General features: G+C 71.4%; 16 protein-coding genes and 1 pseudogene. 8 read left to right on the top strand and 9 right to left on the bottom strand.

The window, feature by feature from the left end; genetic code table 11:
* Positions 1-57: 57 nt before the first annotated feature.
* A complete protein-coding gene (locus SAVERM_RS09320; RefSeq protein ID WP_010983204.1) occupies positions 58-954 on the top strand; it encodes a helix-turn-helix domain-containing protein in 897 nt (298 codons plus the stop codon).
* Positions 955-1,046: 92 nt separating this feature from the next.
* Here SAVERM_RS09320 and SAVERM_RS09315 read toward each other — a convergent pair whose 3' ends face one another.
* Positions 1,047-2,447, bottom strand: a complete 1,401-nt coding sequence (locus SAVERM_RS09315; protein ID WP_010983203.1) for a glycoside hydrolase family 16 protein — start codon at positions 2,445-2,447, stop codon at positions 1,047-1,049.
* A gap of 54 nt (positions 2,448-2,501) precedes the next feature.
* Positions 2,502-2,975, bottom strand: a complete 474-nt coding sequence (locus SAVERM_RS45885; RefSeq protein WP_371861172.1) for a hypothetical protein — start codon at positions 2,973-2,975, stop codon at positions 2,502-2,504.
* On the opposite strand from SAVERM_RS45885, the gene SAVERM_RS09310 reads away from it, so the two are divergent.
* A complete protein-coding gene (locus SAVERM_RS09310; protein ID WP_137951640.1) occupies positions 2,857-3,144 on the top strand; it encodes a hypothetical protein in 288 nt (95 codons plus the stop codon). The genes SAVERM_RS45885 and SAVERM_RS09310 overlap by 119 nt on opposite strands.
* A 4-nt stretch (positions 3,145-3,148) precedes the next feature.
* Here the strand turns inward: SAVERM_RS09310 and SAVERM_RS09305 are convergent, their stop codons facing one another.
* Positions 3,149-4,420 carry a L,D-transpeptidase gene (locus SAVERM_RS09305; RefSeq protein WP_010983202.1) on the bottom strand — a complete coding sequence of 424 codons (1,272 nt, stop codon included), beginning with the start codon at positions 4,418-4,420 and terminating at the stop codon, positions 3,149-3,151.
* 308 nt (positions 4,421-4,728) lie between these two features.
* On the opposite strand from SAVERM_RS09305, the pseudogene SAVERM_RS45880 reads away from it, so the two are divergent.
* A pseudogene (locus SAVERM_RS45880) lies at positions 4,729-5,154 on the top strand (FAD/NAD(P)-binding protein); the annotation flags it as partial.
* Between the two features lie 834 nt (positions 5,155-5,988).
* Positions 5,989-7,494, top strand: a complete 1,506-nt coding sequence (locus SAVERM_RS45875; RefSeq protein WP_370628400.1) for a tetratricopeptide repeat protein — start codon at positions 5,989-5,991, stop codon at positions 7,492-7,494.
* A 195-nt stretch (positions 7,495-7,689) separates the two neighbouring features.
* Here the strand turns inward: SAVERM_RS45875 and SAVERM_RS09295 are convergent, their stop codons facing one another.
* From SAVERM_RS09295 to SAVERM_RS09270, 6 genes are all read right to left on the bottom strand, one after another.
* Positions 7,690-9,378 carry a PHP domain-containing protein gene (locus SAVERM_RS09295; protein ID WP_010983200.1) on the bottom strand — a complete coding sequence of 563 codons (1,689 nt, stop codon included), beginning with the start codon at positions 9,376-9,378 and terminating at the stop codon, positions 7,690-7,692.
* 200 nt (positions 9,379-9,578) lie between these two features.
* Positions 9,579-12,503 (bottom strand): glycoside hydrolase family 2 TIM barrel-domain containing protein, encoded by a 2,925-nt coding sequence (locus tag SAVERM_RS09290; protein WP_010983199.1) that lies wholly within the window; start codon positions 12,501-12,503, stop codon positions 9,579-9,581.
* A complete protein-coding gene (locus SAVERM_RS09285; RefSeq protein ID WP_010983198.1) occupies positions 12,503-13,339 on the bottom strand; it encodes a carbohydrate ABC transporter permease in 837 nt (278 codons plus the stop codon). Before SAVERM_RS09285 ends, SAVERM_RS09290 begins: the two co-directional genes overlap by 1 nt.
* Positions 13,340-13,351: 12 nt before the next feature.
* Entirely contained in the window at positions 13,352-14,314 is a 963-nt protein-coding gene (locus SAVERM_RS09280) for a carbohydrate ABC transporter permease (RefSeq protein ID WP_010983197.1), read from the bottom strand.
* A 1-nt stretch (position 14,315) separates the two neighbouring features.
* Positions 14,316-15,602: an ABC transporter substrate-binding protein gene (locus SAVERM_RS09275; RefSeq protein WP_037647415.1), complete on the bottom strand. Its 1,287-nt coding sequence runs from the start codon at positions 15,600-15,602 to the stop codon at positions 14,316-14,318.
* 82 nt (positions 15,603-15,684) lie between these two features.
* A complete protein-coding gene (locus SAVERM_RS09270; RefSeq protein ID WP_010983195.1) occupies positions 15,685-16,722 on the bottom strand; it encodes a carbohydrate kinase family protein in 1,038 nt (345 codons plus the stop codon).
* Between the two features lie 126 nt (positions 16,723-16,848).
* Here SAVERM_RS09270 and SAVERM_RS09265 point away from each other — a divergent pair, with 126 nt between their 5' ends.
* The 4 genes from SAVERM_RS09265 to SAVERM_RS09250 all read left to right on the top strand — a co-directional run bounded on the left by SAVERM_RS09265 (position 16,849) and on the right by SAVERM_RS09250 (position 23,437).
* Positions 16,849-17,613 (top strand): DeoR/GlpR family DNA-binding transcription regulator, encoded by a 765-nt coding sequence (locus tag SAVERM_RS09265; protein ID WP_037647418.1) that lies wholly within the window; start codon positions 16,849-16,851, stop codon positions 17,611-17,613.
* On the top strand, positions 17,610-18,947 hold the full coding sequence (locus SAVERM_RS09260; RefSeq protein ID WP_010983193.1) for a 6-phospho-beta-glucosidase: 1,338 nt from the start codon (positions 17,610-17,612) through the stop codon (positions 18,945-18,947). Before SAVERM_RS09265 ends, SAVERM_RS09260 begins: the two co-directional genes overlap by 4 nt.
* Before the next feature lie 64 nt (positions 18,948-19,011).
* Positions 19,012-22,080 (top strand): alpha-mannosidase, encoded by a 3,069-nt coding sequence (locus SAVERM_RS09255; protein ID WP_010983192.1) that lies wholly within the window; start codon positions 19,012-19,014, stop codon positions 22,078-22,080.
* 106 nt (positions 22,081-22,186) lie between these two features.
* A complete protein-coding gene (locus SAVERM_RS09250; RefSeq protein ID WP_010983191.1) occupies positions 22,187-23,437 on the top strand; it encodes an alpha-L-fucosidase in 1,251 nt (416 codons plus the stop codon).
* Positions 23,438-23,444: the final 7 nt, after the last annotated feature.

The raw sequence follows: 23,444 nt of genomic DNA, 5'->3' as shown, positions 1-23,444 counted from the left end.
TCAGCCTTCGGTGAAAGTGGGACACCGACAGCAGGGCCGAGCCGCCGCGAGAGGGACATGGCAGACAGAACCACCCGAGCCGCCCATGAAGGTGACGGGATCAGAACCTTCCCCTTCCCCGTCGACCTGAGCGTCTTCGGCGTCGGCATGCAGGTCGGCCCGATGGGCGCCGACCGGATCTGGCATGCGGACGCCCCCCTGGACCGCGTGCACCGGATCGACTTCCACGTCGTGATGGTGTTCCACGACGGCCCGGTCCGGCACATGATCGACTTCGCCGAGTACGAGGCCTCCGCCGGTGACGTGCTGTGGATCCGCCCCGGACAGGTGCACCGCTTCTCCCGGACCGACGAGTACCGCGGGACCGTCCTGACCATGCAGCCCGGTTTCCTGCCCCGGGCCACGGTCGAGGCGACCGGCCTCTACCGCTACGACCTGCCGCCGCTGCTGCACCCCGACCCGGACCGGCTCGCCGCTCTCGAACACTCCCTCGCCCAACTGGAGCGCGAGTACGTCGACACGACGACGCTGCCGCTGAGCCTGCACACCTCGGTGCTGCGGCACACGCTCACCGCGTTCCTGTTCCGCCTGGCCCATCTCGCGGTCAGCTCGGCGCAGGCCGGCCGCGAGCAGACGGACACCACCTTCACCCGCTTCAGGGACGCGGTGGAGAAGGGCTTCGCGACCAACCACAGCGTCAGCGCGTACGCCGACACCCTCGGCTACTCCCGCCGCACCCTGGTCCGCGCGGTCCGCGCCGCCACCGGCCAGACCCCCAAGGGGTTCATCGACAAGCGGGTGACCCTGGAGGCCAAGCGCCTGCTCGCGCACACGGACCTGCCGATCGGCCGGGTCGGAGCCGCGGTGGGTTTCCCCGACTCGGCCAACTTCTCCAAGTTCTTCCACCAGCACACGGACACCACTCCGGCGGCGTTCCGGGCGGAGCTGCGCTGAGCGGAGCCGGGCCGCCCGGACGCGTGGCGGAGCGAGGTCGCCCGGACGCGAATGGGGGCTCCACGCGTGCGCGTGGAGCCCCCAGGAACCGGTCAGTGACCGAAGTCGAACCAGTTGACGTTCACGAAGTCGGCCGACTGGCCGCTGGTGAAGGTCAGATAGACGTCGTGGGTCCCGGTGACCGAGCTGATGTTCGCCGGGACCGTTCTCCAGCTCTGCCAGCCACCGGTGCCGGCCACCGAGAAGCTGCCGACCGGTGAGCCGGTGCGGCTGTCGAGGCGTACCTCCACCAGCCCGCTGACGCCGGCCGCCGCGCCGCTCGCGACCCGCGCGTAGAACTGCTTCGCCGCGGTGGAGCCGAAGTCGACCCCCTTGTAGAGCGCCCAGTCGCCGTTGCCCAGCGAGCCGATGTTCTGGCCGCCGCCCGTGTCGGTGGTCGTCTCGGTGCTCGTCCCGGACTGGCTGTCGTAGGACTCGGCCTGGATGGCGCTGTATGCGTCACGGCTGCCGGACGGAGGGGGTGTGGTACCGCTCCCGCCGCTCGACTGGAGCACCTGCACATAGTCGACGACCATCGGGTGGCCGGGGTCGGTGCCGCTGTCCGGACCGCCGCCGAACGCGGCGGGGAAGCCGCCGCCCATCGCGACGTTCAGGATGACGAAGAAGCCGTGGCCGGTGGCGTTCGCCCACGTCGTCGCGTCGACCTGACTGGCCTTCACCGTATGGAAGTTGACGCCGTCCAGGTAGAAGCGGATCTCCTCGGTGCTCGTCGACCTGTCCCACTCCATGGCGTACGTGTGGAAGCTGGCCTGACACGTGGTTCCGGCGCACGGGGTGTTGCCGCCGATGCCGCTGGTCTCGTTGCACGGGCCGCCCGGGTTGGTGCCGCAGTGCACGGTGGCCCAGTCGGTGTTGAGGCCCTGGACGTTCTCCATGATGTCCAGCTCGCCGACGCTCGGCCAGTTCTGGTAGTTGCCCCGGTAGGGCGCGCCCAGCATCCAGAAGGCGGGCCAGTAGCCCTTGGCGGCGGCGCCGGTCACGTTGGGCAGCTGGATGCGTGACTCGACCCGCAGTGTGCCGCCGGCCGGTGGCTGGAAGTCGGTGCGGTTGGTCTCGATGCGGCCCGAGGTCCAGTTGCCCGCGGAGTCGCGCAGCGGGGTGATCCGGAGGTTTCCGTTGCCGTCGAGCGACACGTTGTTGCTGCTGGAGGTCATCGTCTCGACCTCGCCCGTGCCCCAGTTGGCGGCGCCGCCCGGGTAGCTGGTGCCGGTGTCGTACTGCCAGTTGGCGGTGCTGACGCCGGAACCGGCCGCGCCGTTGAAGTCGTCGAGGAAGACCTGGGTCCAGCCTGCCGGGGGCGTGGGGGCGGAGGCGTTCGCGGGGAGGGTCGCGGCTGTGGCGGCGGCCGCCGCCAGGCTCAGGGTGCCGAGCACGGCGACGAGCGCGCGCCGCAGTGACCGCCGTCTCGCGGATATGCCGGAAGTTTCACTCATGTGGGTGCCTCTTCGGTACGGAGTGGGGTGCGCGATGTGTCCTTGAGAGCGCTCTCAAGACGCGCGGCCAATGTGCTCTCCGCCACTGGGACCGTCAAGAGGTAAAACCGAGAAACTCCCTGTGCCGCAAGGAAGTTCACACGGTGAAGGCGGGAAGTCCCGCCCGCCCCCCCCGGGCGGCGCCCCCTCATGCCGGGCCGCCTGGGCCGCCGCTGGGCCGCCTGGGGCCGCCGGGTCCGAGGACGGCGTGCCCCGGCGTCTCCTCCCGGGGGAACTCAGCGCGTCGAACCGGCCAGGTCCGCCTGTGCGCCGGGGGCGGGGCGGAAGTTGCTGTTCGTCAGTTGCTGTTCGTCCGGCAGCCGAGGTTCTGGTAGATGCTGGCGTTCGTCTGCGGGTGGGCGCCGACCCAGTGGTAACGACACGCTCCCTGGAGAACCTGCCCTGGATGCCGCCGGGGAAGTCGATCTCCTTGTTCCACAGGTACGTCGACTCGATGCCGTTCTGCCGCGCGGTGGCGTTCACGTCGATCCCGCGGGGGGCCTGGATCGCGTACACCCAGCAGTCCGCGCCGTGGGTGGCGAAACTCTGCGCCACCCACCGCTCACAACTGGTGCTCAGCTGCGCGGTGTTCTGCCCGCCGCCCCCGGTGATCCACTTTGAGAACGGGGTGAGGTCCGTACCCAGTGGCCGTCGCTGATGGCTCAACGGGAAAGGGCGCTTCCCGCCCGCCACTGGTCCCACGACAGGTTCCAGCCGTTGAGGCCGTTGGACGGATCGACCGTGTCCTCGCCCGAGTTCTTCACCACGACCACGTCGCCGAGCATCGAGCTCTTGTAGAACGCGTAGCCCGCCACGGAGCTGTCGTTCGCGCCCTTGGTGTCCTGGAGCCCGATACAGCCGTGGCTCGCGTTGGTGTGACCGAAGACGGAGGACCCGGCCCAGTAGTTGCCGTGGATGAACGTGCCGGAGGTGGTCAGCCGCTGGGCGTGCGGCACATCCTTGATGTCGTACTCGTCGCCGAGCCCGACGGTGGAGGACTCCATCCGCGTCTCCGTGAAACGCTCGCTGATCACCATGATCCCGGACCAGGTGGTGTGGTCGGCGTCGCCGCCGGTGACGGGGTAGGTCGCGTACGTCGAGCCGTCCCGCCGCACCGTCATCGTCCTGGTGGCGAGGTCGACCGTGCTGATCTGCTCGCGGCCGATGTGGAAGGTGACGTCCTTGGACTGGGTGCCGTAGACGCCGTCCGCGCCCTCGACGTCCTTGAGCCGCAGACCGAGCGTGATCCGCGTGCCCGCGGCCCAGTACGTCTCGGGCCGGAAATCGAGCCGGGTGTCGCTGAACCAGTGGCCGACCACCTCGACCGCCGGCTCGGCGGTCACCGTGATCGCCTTCTCGACGGCGGCGCGGTCCGCGACGGCGTGGGTGAAGTTGACCGATACGGGCATGCCGACGCCGGAGGTCGAGTTCGCCTCGGGGGTGAAGTAGCCCACGAAGGTCTCGCCGGGGGACTTGGTGGAGAAGGTCACGGTCTCGGCGTCGGCTCCCTTCGCCTTGGCCGTGACCGTGTATGTGGTGCCGGAGTACGGGTTCCCGGTGGACGTCCACTTCGTACGGGCGTCGTTGTAGCGGCCGGCGAGCGTGGCGCCGTCGTTGCCGCTGACCTTGACGGAGGCCAGGGTGCCGTGGGTCACGGTGACCTCGACGGGGCTGCTGAAGTCCGCCTTCTTCGTGCCGTCGGCCGGGGTGACGGTGAGGGTGGGCGCCTTCGCCTCGGTGGTCTTCGCGTCGGCCGTGCCGGCCGTGTTCCCTGCCGTGCCTCCGCCCGTGCTCTTCGTGTCCTCAGAGGCGTCCGCAAAACCGCCGCAGCCGGTGAGGACGGTGGCCGGCAGGGCGGCGGCGAGTGCGGCCAGGGCCCCGCGTCGCGACCAGGACTGTCGCCCGGATCCGTTCGATATGTGCGGGACGCCCACGGCACGCCTTTCCTCGTTCAACCACCAGGTGCGCGTGCATCGTGCGCCACCTCCCTGGGTTGAATCTTTGAATCCGAGGGCGCTCACATGAGATTCCTGTGAAGACACTCCGGGAGACGTCTTGAACCACGGTTGTCGGGGCCCCGCCGATTGTGAACAGAGTATGAAACAGCCGACCGGTGCCCTGAGTTTCCGGTGAGATCCCCGGCCGGGTACGACATCCCCAGCAACCCGGTCGGAATAGTTCGGAAAAGCGAAGCAGACGTTCCGTTCAACGGCTCCGCAGCCGATCACCGCCGGAGGTACACGTGATTCCAGCCCGCACACGGCACACCGTCGCCATTGTCGGAGCGGGTGCGGCCGGCACACTGACCGCGATCCAGCTGTGCGAGACGGCGACGCGCCGCCGTACGCCCCTCGACCTCGTGCTCGTCGACCCGGCGCCCGAGGCCGGCCGCGGTACCGCCTACGCCACGTCCGACCCGCGGCATCGGCTCAACGTGCCCGCGGGCGGCATGAGTTGCTATCCCGACGACCCCGGGCACTTCACCCGCTGGCTGTGCCGGCACGGCGAACCGACCGTCACCGGCGCCGACTTCGCCACGCGCTACCGGTTCGGCGCCTATCTGGCCGACACGCTCGGTCAGGCGATCGTCCGTGCGCAGGGGGTGGTGGGCGTGCGGCGGCTGAGGGTGCGGGCGGAGAGCTGTACCGACGCCCCCGACGGCCGGGTGGAGCTTCACCTCGCCGACGGGGGCCGCGTCACGGCCGACAGCGCCGTCCTGGCCACCGGGCCCGCGGGCTCGCCGGGCGACTGGGCACCGCCCGCGCTGCGCGCCTCGGCGAGGTTCGTCGCGGCTCCCTGGGCCCCGGGCGCCCTGGACGGCCCGCGCGCGGACGGTGCCGACGTGCTGCTCGTCGGCACCGGGCTCACCGCCGTCGATCTGGCGCTCACGCTGGACCGGCCCGGGCGCACGGTGCACGCCGTCTCGCGCAGCGGTCTGCTGCCGCAGCCGCACGCGCTCACTCCGGCGGGCACGATGCCCGCACCCGAGGACCTGGGATCCTCCTTGGCGGAGCTGCGGCGGGCCGTCTACCGACACATCAGCCGGGCCGTGCGCACCCACGGCGACTGGCGTCCCGCCCTCGACAGTCTGCGCCCGCACACCGCGAGGCTCTGGCGCAGCCTGACGCCCGACGAGCGCGCCCAGTTCCTGAAGGAGGAGGGCGCCCGGTGGAACACACACCGGCACCGGATGGCACCCGCGACCGCGGAGTCGCTGACCCGGCGACGTACGGCACGGCGATTGCGCGTGTATGCCGGGCGGATCGTGGGTGTGGGTGTGGGTGTGGGTGAGGGTGCAGGTGTGGTCGGGGCCGGGGATGAAGGTGCGGCGGCCCGTTCCGGGCCGGGCGGCGTACCGGCCCACTTCCGTCCGGGCGGCATCCTGACCGTCTCGCTCTCCGGCGGTCGCCGGATACGCGCCGGTTGGGTCGTCGACTGCACCGGCCCGGGGCCCCGCCTCGACGACCCCCTGTGGCGCTCGCTCTTCGGCTCCGGCGCCGCCGTGCCCGGGCCGCTCGGCATGGGGGTCGCCACCGGTGACGGCCGTCTCCTCGACGCGCGGGGCCGTGCCGAGCGCCCGCTGTTCACGCTCGGGGCTCCGCGGCGCGGTGAGCTGTGGGAGACCACCGCCATCCCCGAGATCCGGGTCCAGGCGGCCGCGCTGGCCCAGGAGTTGCTCGCGCCCCTCACCCGGCCGGCCCGGGCCGCCCGCCGACCGCGCCGCCGGCCCGTCGACGCGCACGGGCTCGCCCTGTCCACCCACGCCGAGGCGGCCGCCGCCTACCGCACCGGGCTCGACCGGGTCCTCAAGGTCAGGGCCGCAGCCGAGGACGCCTTCGGGCGCGCGGTGACCCTCGACCCGGGCTTCGCGCTCGGGCACGCCGCCCTCGCCCTGGTCGGCCACGAGTGCGGCGCCGAGGTCGACGTACCCCGCGCCCTCGCCGACGCACAGCGCTCCGCGCGCGAGCGGGCCGACGAGCGGGAGCGGTCCTTCGTCGACGTCGTCACCCGCCGCATCCACGGTGACGACGGCGACGGCGCCCTGCTGCGGCACCTGGAGGCGTACCCCGCCGACGCGCTCGCGCTCGCCACCGCCGTGCCCACCATCGCCTTCTCCGGCATCAACGACCTCGACGACGCCTACGCCCTGCGGCTGGTCGAGCGCACCTCACCGGTGTACGACGGGCACTGGTTCCCCACCTCGCTGCTCGCCTTCCTCCGCCAGGAGGAGGGCCGGTACGGCGAGGCCGGGGAGCTGGCGCACCGCGCGCTGGCCGCCGAGCCCGCCGCCGGACACGCCGTGCACGCGCTCGCCCACGTCCACTACGAGTCCGGCGCGCACGCGACTGGCCGGGACTGGCTCGACGGCTGGATCTCGGGCCAGGGCCGGGGCGCGGTCCACCGGGCCCACTTCTCGTGGCACGTCGCGCTGCACGAACTGGCCCTCGACGACACGGCGGCCGTACGCAAACGGTGGTTCGCGCAGCTGGCGCCGGGGCGCGTGACCGGGGTGCGGGCGCTCGTCGACTCGGGTTCGCTGCTGTGGCGGGCCCGGCTGAGCGGCAGTTGGCGGGGCCGGATACCCGCCGCGGACGTCCTCGGCACCGTCGCCCAGGAGGTCGTCGAGCGGCCCGCGACCGCCTTCACCGCCCTGCACGCGGCGGTCGCCCTGGCCGCCGCCGGTGACCTGGCGGCCCTGCGCCGGCTGCGCGACCACGCCGCCGGGGCGGACGAGGTGCAGCGCGAGATCATCGTCCCGCTCTGCGAGTCCTTCGCCGCTCTCGTCGAGGAGCGCTTCCACGACGCGGCCCGCGGCCTCGACGCGCTCCTGCCCGGCCTCCGCAAGGTGGGCGGCAGCGCGGCGCAGCGGGAGGTCGTCGAGGAGACACTGCTGTACGCCCTCGTGGCAGGAGGCCGGTGCGACGCCGCCCGGCGGCTGCTGGACGCCCGCCTCGACCGCCAGCACGCGCCCAGGGACCGACGCATGCTGGCGGGGCTGCCCGTCTGAACCGCGACCCGCGGTCCGTCTGAGCCGCACCCCGCACCCCGCACCCCGCACCCCCGCGCTCCGCGGTCCGTGCGTGCCGCCCCCCGGCCGTCCGTCCCCGTCGCAGCGCGGGGACGGGCCGTTTCCGTATTCCGGCGACCGTACGGCCCCGCCGCCGTCCTGCAGAGCCTGTCGCGCTTCTAGGTCCGACGGTTCCTACGCCGGGCGGTTCTCCTGTCGGCCGCCCACCACATCGACGAAGACGGGGTTCGCGTAGAACCATGTGTCGACCCACGGGTCACCGTTGCCGGGCACGTGCGGAATCGGGCCATGCGGGTCGACCGAGGCGCCCAGGTAGCCCGTACCGTTGCGGTTGCCGTCGCTGCCGCGCAGCCGGACGTAGAAGGACTCGTCGCCCGCGACCAGCGGGATGCGCAGGGTGTACGTGCCCTTGCGGCCGCTCACGTCCCGCGTGTGGACGACCCTGGTGTCGGGCGCCCGCCAGTCGTCGCGGTCGGCCGCCGGGCCGCGCACCGCGCCCCGGACCACGTCGACGTGGGCCAACTCGGGCAGGATGCCGTGGGGGTTGGGGCGCGACGCGGTCGTCACGGTGACGCTCAGCGTGAGCTTCTCGCCCTTGCGGACGCGCAGCCGGCCGCCCATGGTCACGCCCGGACCGTGGTCGCAGTCCCGCTTCAGGCGGACGTCGAGCCCGTCCAGCAGATGGCCGTGGTCGAGCCAGACCCGGCCCGCGCGCAGGCCCGCCATCACCGCGCGGTAGCCGTAGCGGGTCACGCCCACGTGGGTGCGGCTGAACTGGCCGGGCCAGAAGTCGCCGCCCGGCTGCTGGCTGTCGGTGTTGACCGGGTCGGGGAGGTGCCCGGTGTTGTCGAAGTTCCGCCCGGGTGCCCAGTCGCCGTTCTTCCAGGTGTCGAAGACGACCCGGTGCACATCGGAGTTGGTCGTGATCGTGAACAGCTTGCCCTCGGCGAGCATCGCGTCCCACAGGCCGCCGACGGTCGCCGTCGTCCAGTCGAAGCCGCCGTACAGGACGTAGGCGTCCTCCGGGTAGCCGGGCCAGGAGTTCGCGGACGGCTTGTTGACGTACTCGCCGCGCTGCTGCCCCGAGCCGACCCAGCCGGGTATGCCACCGCCCTGCGCGCCGGGCGCGCCTTCCATGCCGATCATGATCTCGGGGGCCGCGTCGCGCCAGCCCCGCATCTCGTGCGGGGAGTCGATGCCGAGGCGCATCGGGTGGTTGGCGAGGACGAGCACGTCGTCGACGTAGCCGGTGCGGCGCTGTTCGGCGAGCCACTGGATGGCCTTGATGGCGTGGGCCTCGTTGCGGGCCGTGTTCGGGTTCGAGGTGGCGCCGTCCGTGTAGCCGAGCAGCTTCCCGTCGTAGGCGAGCTCGAAGCGCGTGAGCAGATCCACCTCGTGCGGTCCGGGCGCCGCGAAGACCGTGGCGTGCTCGGCGGCCGGGATGTACCACTCAAGGCCCTGGAAGATCAGCTGGCGCGGGTTCTCGGCGCGGGCCTTCAGGATCTCCTGGTGCTCCAGCTTCGCGCCGTAGTCGGCGTGTCCGAAGTTGGAGTGCTCGTTGAAGACCATCCAGTCGAGCCCGTACCGGTCGCCGGCCCGGGCGAGTTGGGAGAAGGTGTACTTCGCGTCGTGGCTGTAGACGGAGTGGATGTGGTGGTCGCCGACGAGGTAGGCGAGCCGCGGATCGTTGCCGCCGTAGCGTCCGGAAGAGGCCGCCGCGGGTGTCGCGAGCGAGCCCACCGCGAAGGCCGCGCCGAACAGGCCCGCGCGGCGCAGCAGCCCGCGCCGCGACATGCCCTGGGGGTCCAGCGCGGCGGGGGAGACGGACGGGTCGGCCCAGGCGGGCAGTTGCTGCTCGGTCATGGTCGTGTGGCTCCCTCGGGTCAGTGGTTCATCAACGACTTGACGGGAAGGGCGCGTTCGGCGATCCGTACGTCGCCGAGCCGGCCGTGCAGAATCTGGTCGGTCTTCCCCGCGTACTGGAAGCCACCGCGCGTCACGAGCGGCCGCGCGGGCAGCGCGACCGCGGTCGCCGCGGCCCGCGGGAAGCCGCCCCAGCGAGGTCAGAGCACGCGCAGCGTCCAGGACCAGCGATGTGTGCCGGTCGGGACGAGGTGGCCGGGTGAGGTGTCGGGACCGCAGGAGGCCGTACCCAGGCCGCGGTGCGCGACGTCGAGGTGCACCACACAGCCGGGCCGCGGCACCAGCTCGTCGTGGTGGGTGGCGGCGGCCAGGTCCGCGGCCCGGTACCGGGTCACGTTCACCTGGCGCGGTTCGTCCAGCTCGACCGCGAAGCCCGTGGCGTCCGGCGCCGAGAGCGTGAACCGGCGTACACCGTGCCGCCCGCCGCTCTCCTGCGGACGCAGATACGGAGTGAACAGCTCGTCCACGGGGCGGGAGTGGTGGCCGACGGGGGCGCCCCCGCTCCGGTCCGGATAGGACTCCCAGGGGCCCTGCCCGTACCACTCGAGGACATCGAGCCCCGCGACGGTCTCGAACACCGAGCCCACGCGTGCCACGTCGTCGAGCCCGGCCGGCAGCTCGGCCGTCTCCTCGACCCGCACCCCGCCCTCGACGCGCGTGAACACCTGCTCGTGCCGCACGGCACCCGCCATGGTCCCGTACTCGGCGACCACCGTGACGCTGCCGGCCGCACGGCGTACATCGACGACCTTGCGTTCGAGCGCGTCGAGTCCCCAGGCCCGCCAGCGCGCCGCCATGCCGCCGATCTCGTCGTTGTCGGTCGGTGCCCGCCACAGCGACAGCACCGGGGCGGCCGTGAGCAGCGGATGGACGAGCAGCCCGTCCTCGTCGACCTGGACGGGAGCGCCCGTCGTCAGCGGCGCGGAAGCCACCGGGGCAGCCGCCCGCAGCCGCACCCGCGGCACACATACCTCCGTGCCCCGCGGCGCCCACGCCTCGTCGTCGGCCGTCGTCACCCGCAGCGTCAGCCAGGCCTCGCCGCCGTCCTCCGGCAGGGCGAACGGCATCGGCACCACGGCCGACTCACCCGCCCGTACGTCGGGCAGCCCGGCGGGCGCGGTCAGCGTGCCGCCCTCCGCGAGCGACAGCTCCCACGAGGCGGCCAGCCACTCCAGGCCCCGGAAGTGCTGGTGGTTGGAGATCCGCAGGTCACCGCCGTCGTACGCGAGCCGCACCGGCGCCGCGATCTCCCGGTGCTCGTACATCACCGGCTTGGGCGTGCGGTCGGGAAAGACGACCCCGTCGGCGATGAACGCGCCGTCGTGGACCGTCTCGCCGAAGTCGCCGCCGTAGGCCCAGCGGTGGCCCTGCGCCGCGACACCGTTGTCATACAGCCCGGCGCCGGCGCGCCCGGCCGGTCTTCCGTCGTTCACGCGTTGCAGAATGCCGTGGTCCCAGAACTCCCAGATGAAACCGCCCTGAAGACCCGGGGTGGACTCGATGGCGGCCCAGTGGTCGGCCAGCGTGCCGTTGCTGTTGCCCATGGCGTGGGAGTACTCGCACTGGATGAGCGGCTTGGTCTGCTCGCCGGACAGCGCGTGGGCGACACAGTCCTCGACCGGCGCGTACATCGGGCAGGCGATGTCGGAGGCGACCGTCGGATCGGCCCAGCCGAGCTTGGCCGCGCCCTCGTACTGGAGCGGGCGGGTCGGGTCGTGGCGGCGGACCCAGCCCGCCGCCGCGTCGTGGTTCGCGCCGTAGTCGGACTCGTTGCCCAGCGACCAGACGATGACCGAGGGGTGGTTCTTGTCGCGCAGCACCATGCGGGAGACGCGGTCCACGAAGGCCGCCGTGTAGCGCGGGTCGTCGGCGATCTCGTGGGCGTGGTCGTGCGACTCGATGTCCGCCTCGTCGACGACGTAGAAGCCCAGCTCGTCGGCGAGGTCGAGCAGAGCCGGGTCGTTGGGGTAGTGCGCGGTGCGGATCGCGTTGAAGCCGAACCGCTTGAGCGTGACGAGGTCGGCGCGCATGTCGTCGTACGACACCGTCCGGCCCGTCAGCGGATGGAAGTCGTGCCGGTTGACGCCCCGGATGTAGACCCGCTCGCCGTTCACCAGGAGGTCCCGGCCGCGGATCTCGACCTGGCGGAAGCCGACGCGCGGGTGCGCGGTGTCGGCGACCGAGCCGTCGGCGCGGTGCAGGCGCACCGTCAGCTCGTACAGCTCGGGCGTCTCGGCGGTCCAGGGGCGCACCTCGCGCACGAGCGCGGTGAGGCGGGCCTCGCCGAGGAAGTCGGAGACCCGCTCGTCCTGCGCGTTCAGCCGGTCGAACTCGGCGTCCTGGGCGAGGAGGTGGCCCGCCAGCTCCCCGGTGACGTACCAGCCCCCGGGGAGCCGGCCCATGGCGTGCCGCACCCGGCAGTCGACCCGCAGCCCGCCGTCCGGGCGCGCCCGCACGGTCACGTCCGCGAGATGCAGTGGATCGGTCGCGTACAGCAGCACCGACCGGGTGATCCCGCCGTGCCACCAGTGGTCCTGGTCCTCGAGGTGCGAGGCGTCCGACCACTTCACCACGGTGAGCCGTACGGTGGCCCGCTCCCCGGGACGTACGACGTCCGAGAGATCGAACTCGGCCGCGAGGTGCGAGTCCTTGGAGATGCCCGTCGGCCGCCCGTTCACGTGGACGAGCAGCACGCTCTCCGCGGCGCCCACCCGGAGCACGACCCGGCGTCCGGCCCACTCGGCCGGGACGTCCACCTCGCGCTCGTACACGCCCGTCGGGTTCGCGGCGGGCGAGGCGGGCGGGAACTCTCCCCAGGGCATCGTGACGTTGGTGTACTGCGGCAGGTCGTCGGTGCCCTGCACGGTCCAGGCGCCGGGGACATGCTGTGACGACCACGCTTCGGTCACGGGTGAGCCGGGCGTGGGCAGCAGCTGGAAGCGCCACTCGCCGTCCAGCGGGAGCGCCCCGGTGCGGCGGTCGACGGCGTTCATCGGCAGCCGCCCCCAGGAGGTCACCTCGGGTGACTCCCAGGGGCGGAGCGCGATCAGCGGATCGCGGGACATCAGCGAATGGCTCCCTTGCCGAGGTCGGCGATGATCTGCCTGGCGCCGATCGCGAACACGATCAGCAGCGGAACGAGGGCGAGCAGCGCGCCGGTCATGACCATCCCGTAGTCGGTCGTGCCGTGCACCCCGTTGAGCTGGGACAGGGCGACCTGGAGGGTCACGTTGTCCGGGTTGGTGAGGGCGATCAGCGGCCAGGCGTAGTCGTTCCACTGGCCCATGAAGGTGAAGATGCCGAGGAACGCCAGACCCGGGCGGACCACGGGGAGCGCCACGTGCCAGTACTGGCGCAGGAAGCCGGCGCCGTCGAGCTTCGAGGCGTCGAGCAGTTCGTCGTGGATGGCGCTCTGCATGTACTGGCGCATCCAGAAGATGCCGAACGCGTTGGCCGCCGCCGGGACGACCAGCGCGGTCATCGAGCCGATCCAGCCCAGCTTCGCCATGATCACGAACTGGGGGATGGCCTGGAGCTGCGCCGGCACCATGAAGATCGCCATCATCAGCGCGAACAGCACCCGGCGGCCCGGGAAGTGGAACTTGGCGAAGACGAAGGCCGCCAGTGAGTCGAGGAACAGGACCAGGACGGTCACCGAGCCGGCCACGAGCAGCGAGTTGGCCATCGACCCGAAGAAGTCGACGTTGTCGAAGAGATGCCGGACGTTCTCGAGGAAGTGCGAGCCGGGCAGCAGCTTCGGCGGGTAGGAGAAGATCTCGGTCGACGAGTGCGTCGACATGATCACGGCCCAGTAGAACGGGAAGACCGAGAGCAGCAGGCCGATGACGAGGACCAGATGGAGCGCGATGCCCCGCTGCCGTGAACCCTTGATGGATGCCATGGTGGCGGCCTCCTATTCTTCGCCCCGGCGCTGCACCAGGCGCCAGTTGATGATCGAGAAGAGGACGACGACGAGGAAGATGCCCCAGGCCACCGCGGCGCCGTAGCCGAAGTCGTTGTTGTCGAAGGTCTGCTGGAAGAAGTAGAGGACCATGGTCTGGCCCGCGTGGCCCGGGCCGCCCGCGAACGACGAGTTGTTGTCCGTGGTCTGCAACAGCACCTGCGGTTCGGAGAAGCTCTGGAGTCCGGTGACGGTCGAGATGACCAGCACGAAGAGCAGCACCGGACGCAGCAGCGGCAGCGTGATGCGGAAGAACGTCTGCAGGGGCCCGGCGCCGTCCATCCGCGCCGCCTCGTACAGCTCGCCCGGGATCGTCTGGAGACCGGCGAGGAAGATGATCGCGTTGTAGCCGGTCCACTGCCAGGTCATGAGGGTCGCGATGGCGACCTTGATGCCCCAGGGAGTGTTCAGCCATGCCACCTGGTCAAGTCCGACCGCCTGCAACACGGCGTTCATCAGGCCGAAGTTGGTGGAGAAGACCGAGCCGAAGATGATCGCGACGGCCACGATCGAGGTGACGTTCGGCAGGAAGAAGGCGAAGCGGTAGACGTTCTTGAAGCGGACCGCGGAGTTGAGCAGCACCGCCGTGACCATCGCCAGGAGGATCATCGGGATGGTGGCCAGCGCCCAGATGACGATCGTGTTCCCGATCGAGGTCCAGAACTGGCTGTCCGACAGCAGATAGCGGTACTGCGAGAGCCCCGCGAACTCCATCGAGCCGAGCCCGTCCCAGCGGTGGAACGACAGGTAGAGCGAGAAGCCGACCGGTATCAGACCGAAGGCGAGGAAGAGCAGATAGAAGGGGGAGATCGCGGCGTACAGCCGCCAGTGGCTCAGGACGCCCTTCCCGGAGCGGGCGGTTGGGGTGGCGGACACGACCGCCGGGGAGGTCTCGACCACGGGTGCGGTAGCCATGTCAGTAGCTCACCCCCAGATGGTCGGCGATGCGCCGGCACTTGCTCATGGCGTCCTTCCAGGCCTTCTCCGGGTCCTTGCCGAGGACGGAGAAGTTCCGCAGCTCGTCGTCGATCGGGGTCTTGAGCGCGATGTCGTACGGGCTGTTGAAGGCGACCGGGATCTTCTCCGCCGCCGGGCCGAAGACGTCCATGGTGATCTGGCCGCCGAAGAACGCGTCGGGTTCGCGCAGCTTCTTCATGCCGTACGACGCCGGAGTGGACGGGAAGAGCACCGAGTCGACGAATCCCTGGGCCTGGTTGCCCGCGTCGAGCATCCAGGTGATCATCTCGAAGGCCTTCTCCGGCTCCCGGCACGCCTTGGTGATCGCCAGGAACGAGCCGCCGATGTTCGAAGGGCCGCCCGGACAGCTCGCCACCCGCCACTTGCCCTTGGTCTTCGGCGTGTTGAGCTTGATGTCGCCGGCCGCCCAGGAGGCGTTCAGTTGGCTGGGCAGCAGGCCCCGCTCGGTGGCCGAGATGTTGTCCGGCGTCCCGTTGATGATCTTCGAGACCAGGCCTCGGCGGGTGGCCTCGACAGCCCGGTCCCAGGCGGTGCGCACATGCTCCTGGTCGCCGATGAAGTGCCGGTCCCTGTCGACGAACCGCTTGGTCGTCTGGTTGACCGACATGCCGTAGATGCTGAGGGCGTCCGTGAGGATGAACGCACCCGGGACGCGCTTCTTGAGCCGCTCACCGGCCGCGAGGAACTTCTCCCAGGTGTCCAGCTCCTTGGAGACGTCCGCCGGCTCGTACGGCAGTCCCGCCTTCTCGAAGACGGCCGGCTGGTAGTAGTGCGCGACCGGACCGCAGTCGATGGGGAAGCCCACCATCGAGCCGTCCTCGGCGATGCCCTCGTCCCACTTCCAGGGCAGATACCGGTCCTTGAGCCTGTCGGCGCCGAGCGCGCGCAGGTCCACGAACTGGTCGGAGTTCGGCAGGTACGAGGCCATGTCCTCGCCCTTGAGCCCGACGATGTCCGGGATGTGGGCGCGCCCGGTCATCGTGGTCATCAGCTTCGAGCGGTAGTAGCCGCCGATCTGGATGGCCTGTAGGTTCACCGCGCTGTCGTAGCGGGCCTTGGCGTCCTGGACGACTTTGGGGCTCAGCCCGCCGCTCCAGTACCACAGCACCATGTTCCGGCCGGTGGAACCGGTCGGGACGGCACAGCCGGTCGCCAGGCCGCCGAGCGCGGTGGCGGCCGTACCGGCCAGGCCCGCGCGCAGCAGGCCTCTTCGTGAGAGCCGCACTGCTCCCACCGCCTTTCGGATCTTTTCGGTCTTCGCGTACGAGGAGTCATGCGTGGGGTCATACGGGGTGTCACACGTGGGGTCATCGGGAGGTGCTCGGGCGACGCGTGGCATCGGGGGGAGTCACGGGCGCGTGCCGGACGGGCGGCCCCGGGTCCGCTGGGATCCGGTCGGCCAGGAAGCCGTACGCGCGCCGCAGTCCGGGGTCTTCGAGCGAGTGCCACCAGCGGTGGACGCCGTACCAGCCGGGCGCGGCCAGCGCACCGCCGTGCCGCTGTACCGAGAGTCCGGCGGCGAGGACCGCGAAGCGCAGCCGCTCCGCCAGGGGCCAGCCGCCGAGCGAGGCCGCGACGAAGCTCGCGCCGAAGACGTCCCCGGCGCCCGTCGGGTCCAGGACATCGATGTCGAGGGCGGGTACCTCGGCGTACTCGCCCGTCGTCTGGTCCACCGCGACCGCGCCGTCCCCGCCGCGCGTGACCACGGCGACCGGCACCAGGTCGGTGAGCGTGCCGAGCGCGGCCATCGCGCTGTCGGTGCGGGTGTACGCCATCGCCTCGGCCTCGTTGGGGAGGAAGGCGTGGCACAGGGAGAGCTGGTCGAGGAGGTCGCGGGACCACTGCTGGGTGGGATCCCAGCCGACGTCCGCGTAGATCCGGGTGCCGTTCGCGGCGGCCTTTGCGAGCCAGGCGTGCGGCTCGGCCTCGATGTGCACGAGGGCGGTGCGCGCCTCGGGCGGGTCGCCCATCAGCGCGTCCTGCGAGTACGGAGGGTCCTGGCCGTGGGTGACCAGCGCGCGGTCGTGGCCGTACGCGAGGGAGACGGTGACCGGGGTGTGCCAGCCGTCCGCGGTACGGGAGAGCGAGAGGTCGATGCCCTCCTGGCCGGCGAGCACACCCCGGCAGTACGCGCCGTAGTGGTCGTCGCCGAAGACCGTGGCCAGCGAGGTGCGCAGGCCGAAACGGGAGGCGGCCACGGCCAGGTTGGCGATACCGCCGGGGCTCACGCCCATGCCCTCGGTCCAGATCTCCTCACCGGGTGTCGGCGGCTTGCCCAGCCCGGTGAGGACGAGGTCGTAGAAGAGCAGCCCGGTCAGCAGGACATCGGGCCGTTCGTCGCCCACGGGCGCATCCTCTCGTCAAAAGTCTGCAAGCGGTGCACAGGATCGTGCGCGTCTCTCGAGAATTTGGCAAGAGTCGAGCAGAACTGAGCATAGAAATGATCGAAGATGACGAGTACTGTTCATCGCGTGCTGGCAGAGCGACGACATCAACTCATCCTGCGGGCCCTGCGCTCCGGCGGCCCCGCGGCCGTGACCGACCTTTCGGAGCAGCTGGGCGTGAGCCCCGCCACCGTCCGGCGTGACCTGCTCAGACTCGAGGAGGAGGGCCTGCTCACCCGGGTGCACGGCGGCGCCGTGGTGGAGGAGGGCGACCAGCCCTTCGCCGAGGTCGCCGAGATGCGGGTGGCCGAGAAGGACGCCATAGCCGTGCACGCCGCGGCCATGGTCGCCGACGGTCAGTCGGTGCTGCTCGACATCGGCACCACCGCCTACCGGCTGGCCCGGCAGCTGCACGGCCGCCGGCTCACCGTGATCACCAGCAACCTGGTGGTCTACGAGGAGCTCGCGGACGACGAGGGCATCGAGCTGGTGCTGCTCGGCGGCATGGTCCGCCGCGAGTACCGCTCCCTGGTGGGCTTCCTCACCGAGGACAATCTGCGTCAGCTGCACGCCGACTGGCTCTTCCTCGGCACCAGTGGAGTGCGGCCCGGCGGGCAGGTGATGGACACGACGGTCGTCGAGGTGCCGGTCAAGCGGGCCATGATCCGGGCGGGTGAGCGGGTCGTCCTGCTCGCCGACTCGGCGAAGTTCCCCGGCACGGGGATGGCCAGGGTCTGCGGGCCCGAGGACCTGGACGCGGTGGTGACGGACGGGCCGGTGGACGCGGCGACGCGGTCCTCCCTGGAGGAAGCGGGCGTCGAGGTGATCGTGGCAGGAAAGGTGCAAGCGTGAAGCTGACGATTCTGGGCGGTGGCGGGTTCCGGGTGCCGCTCGTGTACGGGGCGCTCCTCGGGGACCGCGCCGAGGGCCGCGTCACCCGGGTCGTGCTGCACGACCTGGACGCGGGGCGGCTCACGGCCGTGGCCCGCGTGCTCGCCGAACAGGCCGCCGGGGATCCGGACGCGCCCGAGGTGAGCTTCACCACCGACCTGGACGAGGCCCTGCGCGGCGCCGACTTCGTCTTCTCCGCGATCCGCGTCGGGGGACTGGAGGGGCGCGCCGACGACGAGCGGGTGGCGCTGGCGGAGGGTGTGCTGGGCCAGGAGACGGTCGGCGCGGGCGGCATCGCGTACGGACTGCGCACGGTCCCGGTCGCCGTCGACATCGCGCGGCGCGTGGCCCGGCTCGCCCCCGACGCCTGGGTCATCAACTTCACCAACCCGGCGGGCCTGGTCACCGAGGCCATGTCACGCCACCTCGGCGACCGTGTCATCGGCATCTGCGACTCGCCGGTCGGCCTCGGCCGGCGCATCGCCCGCGTGCTCGGCGCCGACCCGCGCGAGGCCTTCATCGACTACGTCGGCCTCAACCACCTCGGCTGGGTACGCGGTCTGCGCGTCGCGGGCCGCGACGAACTCCCGCGCCTGCTCGCCGACCCCGGACTGCTCGGCTCCTTCGAGGAGGGCAAGCTCTTCGGCCCCGACTGGCTCCGGTCGCTGGGCGCGATCCCTAACGAGTACCTGCACTACTACTACTTCAACCGGGAAGCCGTACGCGCCTACAGCGAGGCCGAGAAGACCCGGGGCGCCTTCCTGCGCGACCAGCAGGCGCGGTTCTACGAGGAGATGAAGCGGGCGGACTCCTCCGCCCTGTCGGCCTGGGACCGCACCCGTGCCGAGCGCGAGGCCACGTACATGGCCGAGAACCGCGACGCGGCGGGCGCCGGCGAGCGCGACGCCGACGACCTCTCCGGCGGCTACGAGAAGGTGGCCCTCGCCCTGATGCGGGCCATCGCCCGGGACGAGCGCACGACGCTGATCCTCAACGTCCGCAATCGCGGCGCGCTCACGGTCCTCGACGCCGAGGCCGTCATCGAAGTCCCGTGCCTCGTCGACGCCAATGGCGCGCACCCGGTCGCCGTCGACCCGCTCCCCGGCCACGCCACGGGCCTGGTGTGCGCGGTGAAGGCGGTCGAGCGCGAGGTGCTGTCCGCGGCCGAGTCCGGCTCCCGTGCGACGGCCGTGAAGGCCTTCGCGCTGCACCCCCTCGTGGACTCCGTGAACGTGGCCCGCAGGCTGGTCGACGGATACACCTCGGTCCACCCAGGTCTGACGTACCTTAAGTAAGCGCTTTCCATCTTTCTGGATCTTCCTGCTTCCCGGATATTCCTGGATCTTCCTGGAGACTTTCATGCACGACGAACGCCGCCGGATCGAGGAGCGCGTAGAGCGCATCCACAACCAGCGCATCAAGCCCGCGGTCTACGCGGCCGCCGTCCCCTTCGCCGTCGAGGCCTGGCAGGCGCCGGGCGAGCCCGTTCCCTTCGAGGAGGCCGCGGCCGCCTCGTACGCGCCGTTCGCCATGGACACCCCGTGGGGGCCGCCCTGGGGCACCACCTGGTTCCGGATGCGCGGCCGGGTGCCCGCCGAATGGGCCGGGCGGCGCGTCGAGGCGGTCATCGACCTCGGCTTCACCGGCGACTGGCCCGGCAACCAGGCCGAGGCGCTGGTCCACCGCACCGACGGCACCCCGCTCAAGGCGGTCAACCCGCTCAACCAGTACGTGCCGATCGGCAACCCGGCCACGGGCGGCGAGGAGATCGACTACCTGGTCGAGGCGGCCTCCAACCCCGACATCCTCGCAGGCGACTTCGCGCGCCCGACCCCGCTCGGCGACGTCCTCACCGCGGGCGACAAGCCGCTCTACACCTTCCGCCGCGCCGACCTCGCCATCCTCGACGAGGAGGTCTGGCACCTCGATCTGGACGTCCAGGTGCTGCGCGAGCTGATGCTGGAGCTGGGCGAGCACGACCCGCGCCGGCACGAGATCATGCACACCCTGGACCGGGCCCTGGACGCGCTGGACCTGGACGACATCTCCGGCAGCGCGACGGCCGTCCGCGAGGTCCTGGCCCCGGCCCTCGCGAGGCCCGCGCACGCCAGCGCCCACACCCTCTCCGGCGTCGGCCACGCGCACATCGACTCCGCCTGGCTGTGGCCGATCCGCGAGACCAAGCGGAAGACGTCCCGCACCTTCTCCAACGTCACCTCGCTCGCCGACGAGTACGACGACTTCATCTTCGCCTGCTCGCAGGCCCAGCAGTACGAGTGGGTGCGCGACAACTACCCGCACGTGTGGGCCCGCATCCAGGAGTCGGTGAAGAAGGGCCAGTGGGCGCCGGTCGGCGGCATGTGGGTCGAGGCCGACGGCAACCTGCCCGGCGGCGAGGCGCTGGCCCGCCAGCTGATCCACGGCAAACGGTTCTTCATCGAGCACTTCGGCGTCGAGACCAAGGGCGTGTGGCTGCCGGACTCCTTCGGCTACAACGCCTCCTACCCGCAGCTCGCCAAGCTCGCCGGCAACGAGTGGTTCCTGACCCAGAAGCTCTCCTGGAACCAGACCAACAAGCTGCCCCACCACACCTTCTGGTGGGAGGGCATCGACGGCACCCGCATCTTCACGCACTTCCCGCCGATCGACACCTACAACGCCCGCTTCAGCGGCGAGGAGATGTCCCGCACGGTCCGCAACTACGCGGACAAGGGCCGCGGTACGCGCTCCCTGGCACCGTTCGGCTGGGGCGACGGCGGTGGCGGCCCCACCCGCGAGATCATGGAACGGGCGCGCAGGCTGGCGGACCTGGAGGGCTCGCCGAAGGTCGTCGTCGAACATCCCGACGCGTTCTTCAAGGCCGCCCGCGAGGAGTACCCGGACGCCCCGGTCTGGGTCGGCGAGCTCTACCTGGAGCTGCACCGCGCCACCTACACCTCCCAGGCCCGCACCAAGCAGGGCAACCGCCGCAGCGAACACAAGCTGCGCGAGGCCGAGTTGTGGGCGACGACGGCCGCCCTGCACGCGCCGGGCTACGCCTACCCGTACGAGAAGCTGGACCGCCTGTGGAAGACGGTCCTGCTCCACCAGTTCCACGACATCCTGCCGGGCTCGTCGATCGCCTGGGTGCACCGGGAGGCCGAGGCCGAATACGCCCGGGTGGCCACGGAACTGGAGGAGCTGACGGCCGAGGCGGTGGCCGCGCTCGGCGGCGGCGGTCCGCGCGTCTTCAACACGAGCCCCCGCGACCGCGCCGAGGTGGTCCGTACGTCCACCGGGGCCCCGGCGTACGTGGAGGTACCGGCGGGCGGCAGCGCTCCCCTCGACGGCGCCGCACCCCCGCGGCCGGTGACGGTCACCGGCCGCGTCCTCGACAACGGCCTGGTCCGCGTCGAGGTCGCCGAGGACGGAACCCTCGCCTCCGTAAGGGATCTGACGGCGGACCGCGAAGTCCTCGCCGACCAGGGCAACCTGCTCCGGCTGCACACCGACCTCCCGAACTACTGGGACGCCTGGGACATCGACAAGCACTACAAGAACCGCTACACGGACCTGCTGGACGCCGACTCCGTCACGGTCGTCGAACAGGACCCGCTGATCGGCGCGATCCGGGTGGAGCGCTCCTTCGGCAAGGGTTCGAAGATCACCCAGACGATCACCGTACGGGCCGGCAGCCGCCGCATCGACGTCGAGACGGAGATCGACTGGCACGAGGCCGAGAAGATCCTCAAGGCCGCGTTCCCGGTGGACCTGCGCGCCCCGCACTCGTCCGCCGAGATCCAGTTCGGCCACGTCCAGCGCCCCACCCACACCAATACCAGCTGGGAGGCGGCCCGCTTCGAGGTCTACGGCCATCGCTGGGTGCACATCGGCGAACCCGGCTACGGCGTCGCCGTGATCAACGACTCCACCTACGGCCACGACGTCTCCCGCACGGTCCGCGAGGACGGCGGCACGACCACCACGGTCCGCCTCAGCCTGGTCCGCGCCCCGCGCGTGCCGGACCCCGAGGCCGACCAGGGCCGGCACCGCTTCACCTACGCGCTGCTGCCCGGCGCGAGCATCGAGGACGCGGTCGCGGAGGGCTACGCCCTCAACCTGCCGCTGCGGGTCGCGGACGCCCAGGGAGCGCCGGAGCCGGTCGTGTCCGTCGACGGCGCCGGCCTCACCGTCGAAGCGGTCAAGCTCGCCGACGACGCCTCGGGCGATGTCGTCGTGCGCCTCTACGAGTCGGGCGGCGGCCGGTCCCGGGGCACCCTGCGCACCGGCTTCCCGCTCGCGGGCGTCCACGTCACCGACCTGCTGGAGCGACCGCTCGCCGAGGGGGCCGGCGACGCGGTCGTCGACGGTGACGGCGCGGTCGCCGTGGAACTGCGGCCCTTCCAGGTACTGACGCTCCGTCTGAAGCGCGCCGCGACCGCCCAGTAGGGCGCCTCTCGCGGCGGGCGGGCACGGGCATCCCCGTGCCCGCCCGCCGCCCGCCACCGCCCTCTGTCGCCCCCGAAGTGACCCCGTACTGCCGAGGAGTTCAGCCGTGTCCATGCAGCCGTGGTTCACCGACGCCAAGTTGGGGATCTTCGTCCACTGGGGCGTCTACGCCGTCGACGGCGTCCAGGAATCGTGGTCGTTCTACGACGACATCGTGCCGCACGACCAGTACATGTCCCAGTTCGACCGCTTCACCGCCGCCCGCTACGACCCGCGCGACTGGGCGGCGCTGTTCGCCCGTGCCGGCGCCAGGTACGCGGTCCTGACCAGCCGCCACCACGACGGCGTCGCCCTGTGGGACACCGCCCACGGCAACCTGAACGTCGGCCGGGACCTGATATCCGGCTACGCCGACGCACTGCGCGAGCGGGGCCTCAAGGTCGGCCTCTACTACTCGCACTCGGACTGGAACCACCCCGACTACGCCTCCACGCGCAAGCCGGGACGCCCGCCGGAGCTGGCGGACAACCGCTACTCCGAGGTCGCCGCCGAGTACGAGGACCTGGCCGCCTGGGAGCGGTTCATCGCCTACCGAGACGGCCAGATCCGCGAACTCACCAGCCGCTACAAGCCCGACCTCATGTGGTTCGACGGCGAGTGGGACCGCAGTGAGGAGCAGTGGCGCATCCCCGAACTCGCCGCGCTCATCCGCTCCGAGGTGCCGGACGTCGTCTTCAACGCCCGCATGCTCAGCGAGGGCGACTACGCGACCCCCGAGCAGGGCGCTCCCGTCGTGCCGCCCCAGGGCCCCTGGGAGCTGTGCCTGACGATCAACGACTCCTGGGGCTTCCAGCACCACGACCACAACCACAAATCGGTCACCCAGCTGATCCGCTACTTCACCGAGACGATCGGCGGCGGCGGCAATCTGCTCCTCGACGTCGGTCCGAAGGAGGACGGCACCATCCCGGCCGAACAGGTCGAGCGCCTCGAGGGCCTCGGCGACTGGATCGCCAAGCACGCGGAGGCCGTCTACGGGACCGTGCGCGGACTGCCCGCGGGCCACCACTACGGGCCGAGCACCCTCTCGGCGGACCGCCGCACGCTGTATCTGACCCTCTTCGACGCACCGCGCGCCGAGATCGGCGTACGCGGCATGGCGGGCACGGTGCGCCGGGTCACGGTGCTCGGCAGCGGGACCGAGCTGGCCCACCGGGTCATCGGCGGGCTGCACGAGGCACCGGGCGTGCTCTGGATCGAACCGCCGGCCGCGGCCGACCTCGACCCGCACGCCACGGTGCTGGCCGTCGAACTGGACGGCGAGCTGGAGCTGTACCGCGGGCCGGGCCGCTTCTGACGAACGC

This window comes from Streptomyces avermitilis MA-4680 = NBRC 14893 (genome assembly GCF_000009765.2).
Lineage (GTDB): Bacteria > Actinomycetota > Actinomycetes > Streptomycetales > Streptomycetaceae > Streptomyces > Streptomyces avermitilis.
The sequence above is the reverse complement of the archived record's forward strand: the minus strand, read 5'-3'. Positions and strand labels throughout refer to the sequence as shown.